We start from the raw sequence: 2,811 nt of genomic DNA, 5'->3' as shown, positions 1-2,811 counted from the left end.
CGATGGACCCGCAGGCCCGGTGACGCTGGCCGATCTGTTCAAGGGCAGGCCCCAGCTCGTGGTCCAGCATGTGATGTTCCGGCCCGATTGGGACGCGGCCTGCAAAAGCTGCTCGTTCTGGGCCGATGGTCTCGATCGCACGGTGCCGCATCTTGCCGCGCGCGACACCACCGTCGTCGCGATTTCGCTGGCGCCGGTCACAAAGCTCGAGGCGTTCAAGAAGCGGATGGGCTGGACCTTCGATTGGGTCTCCTCGGGCGGCTGCGACTTCAATGCCGATTACGGCGTCAGCTATACGCGCGAACAGATCGAGAAGGGCGAAAACAGGTACAATTTCGGCACCACGCCGTTCTACGGCGACGAACTGCCCGGCATCAGCGTGTTCTACCGCGACGAGGAGGGCCGCATCTTCCACACCTACTCATGCTATGCGCGCGGCCTCGACATGATGAATGCCGCCTACCACTATCTCGACCTGACGCCGCTCGGCCGGCATGAGGAAGGGCTGCCCTATCCGATGGACTGGGTGCGCCTGCGCGACCAATACACGCCGGAAGCGGCCAAGGGCGCGTGTTGTCACGGGTGATGGGTTCGAAATGCTGTTCTCGTGAGCGTGGTGATGGCTTGCCGAGCCGTAGCTCGCTGAAAGCGAGCGAAGGCTGGTGGGCCTTGTTGGATACGTATCGAACTGCTTGCCTAGTGCGGCGAATTTGAAGTTCCTATCAGTGTTGCGGCAATCGCTTTATAGGAACTTCAAATTCAACGCCGCACTAGAATCAATAAGTTACTAGAGCTCCTTTGATTCCGAAGCTCGCATCGGAAGTTGCCGCGATACCGTGCGAACTTCGGAATCGGAGCTCTAGTGCCAAGTCCGGAGATTCGTGAAGTTTTCGAGCAGGTTCGAAGCGGCTACATAATTTGAGCAGATAACAAGGCACTAAGGCAACGGATTTTGATTCCGTCACTCGAAGGTTCGATCCCTCCCGCCACCATGATTGGGGCAAACTTCGCTAAAATCGAATGGCTTCTCGGATTGCGGGAATAACTCGCCTTCCGGACGAGTCTTGGTCTCGGTGAATTCGCTCAGGCGAGAAAATTCAGACGATGCACCCGGTGTCATCCCAACATGATGTCTGATTGGGCGGTTCATCGCTGGTTCAGAAGCGCAACGGCAATCTGGGGTTGCTCGACTCGAGCAGTACCAAATAGGATCAAATCCCGTGTCGCAAACAGGCACTGATACCAGGAGCGCCTGACTACACATGAGAAAACTCTTCTCGATCCTGGCGGTCTGTCTGCTGCTTCCCGTTTCGGTCCACGCCACCGAAATCTGGATGTTGGGCGGTCCGCACGTCGAGCATCATGCTCCCGGATGGGAAAATATACGGACAGACGCGGGGAGCATGTGGACGCCCGATGCCCCGTGGAAGACCGTCGCTGGTGCCGTGCGTGTCATCCAGTTTCGTCCGACCAGCGTTGAACGCGCGCGCGATAGCGATCTGCGGGAGGCGCTCGCGGACCTCAAGCGGCGCAACATTGCGTTTGCCATCGGTACCGGCCTGTTGATCCGCTCGGACCGCTGCCGGGCGACGACCGAAGCCTATGTCGATCAAAAGACGATGGAAGGCTTGTTCGACAAGCTTCGCCGCAACGGGGCGGACGTGAAATATGTAACGATGGACGAGCCATTCTTCTATGGCCACAGGGATTCAGGCCCAACGTCCTGTCACGAATCTCCACAAGCGCTGGCCCAGGCTCTGAAGGAGAGCATTGCCATCGTGAGGAAGTATTTTCCAAATGCGAAAATTGGTTCCGATGAAGTGGTGGATGCATCCGAACCCTGGGTGCAGGAGCTTGTCCAGTGGACCGACACCTTCAAGGCCGTGACCGGCGAGCCGCTGGCCTACATTCATATGGATCTCAATTGGAAAAAGGGATCTGTGCGCAACCTTGTGCCGCTGGCCGCGGCCCTGAAGCAGCGCCATGTCGCGCTGGGTGTTATTTATGACGCCGACAGTGCCAACAACAACAGCGATGAAAACTGGTCGCGCAACACCATCAGCCACTTCGCCGAAGTTGAATCAGGACTTGGAGTTCATCCCGATCATGCGGTGATCGAGACGTGGGTAAAAACTCCAACCCGCATGCTGCCCGAGAATCAGCCCGGCACTTTCACGAATGTGGTCCTGCAATACATCCAGCAGCACAGGCAATGATGCGCAGTGATCTGCCGATTTTGCCAAGGAAACGCGACCGATGAGAAAGATGTTCTCCGCAGCAGCACTCGGCCTTCTGCTGACCGGTTCGGCTATGGCCGGAGCGCCCGGCGCGCCGGCGCCGGAAATCTGGTTTTTTCTTCGTCCCTTCGCGATGAGCAACGAAGGGGTCGACGGCCAGCAGGGCTGGCAAAAACTCTTCGTCGAACCAAATGCGCCCTGGCCATCTTTCATGGATCACGTTCGGGTTGTCGCCCTTGCCGGCAACATGAAAACGGTGCCCGATGAGGTTCTGGCGCAGGCCTTCGCGAAGCTAAAGCAGAAGCGCATTGGCTTCGCCATCGAGTCGCTCGCGCAGAGCTGGGTCGGCTACGAACAATATAAGTGCGGCCATGGCGTCGAAGGTTATACGGATCCGCCCGGAAACGCGCAGATCGCCCGTCGGATCAAGGCTGCGGGCGGTGAGTTGGTCTACGTGACCATGGATGGCCCGCTTTATTCCGGACACTATTTCAATGGCCCCAACGCGTGCCACAGCACGATTGAGAACGTTGCGGAACGGGCGGCGGCAGTCATGCGCGAATATCAAAAGGTC

General features: G+C 58.0%; 3 protein-coding genes. All 3 read left to right on the top strand.

Going from position 1 to position 2,811, the window contains the following annotated elements:
* On the top strand, positions 1-586 hold a 586-nt coding region (locus tag WB528_RS27050; protein WP_423892411.1), incomplete at its 5' end, for a DUF899 domain-containing protein.
* A gap of 817 nt (positions 587-1,403) precedes the next feature.
* Positions 1,404-2,216: a hypothetical protein gene (locus tag WB528_RS27045; RefSeq protein WP_423892410.1), complete on the top strand. Its 813-nt coding sequence runs from the start codon at positions 1,404-1,406 to the stop codon at positions 2,214-2,216.
* Between the two features lie 49 nt (positions 2,217-2,265).
* On the top strand, positions 2,266-2,811 hold a 546-nt coding region (locus WB528_RS27040), incomplete at its 3' end, for a hypothetical protein (RefSeq protein ID WP_423892409.1).

This window comes from Bradyrhizobium sp. (assembly GCF_049586575.1).
Classification (GTDB): Bacteria; Pseudomonadota; Alphaproteobacteria; order Rhizobiales; family Xanthobacteraceae; genus Bradyrhizobium.
This window is presented reverse-complemented; position numbering and strand designations above follow the sequence as displayed.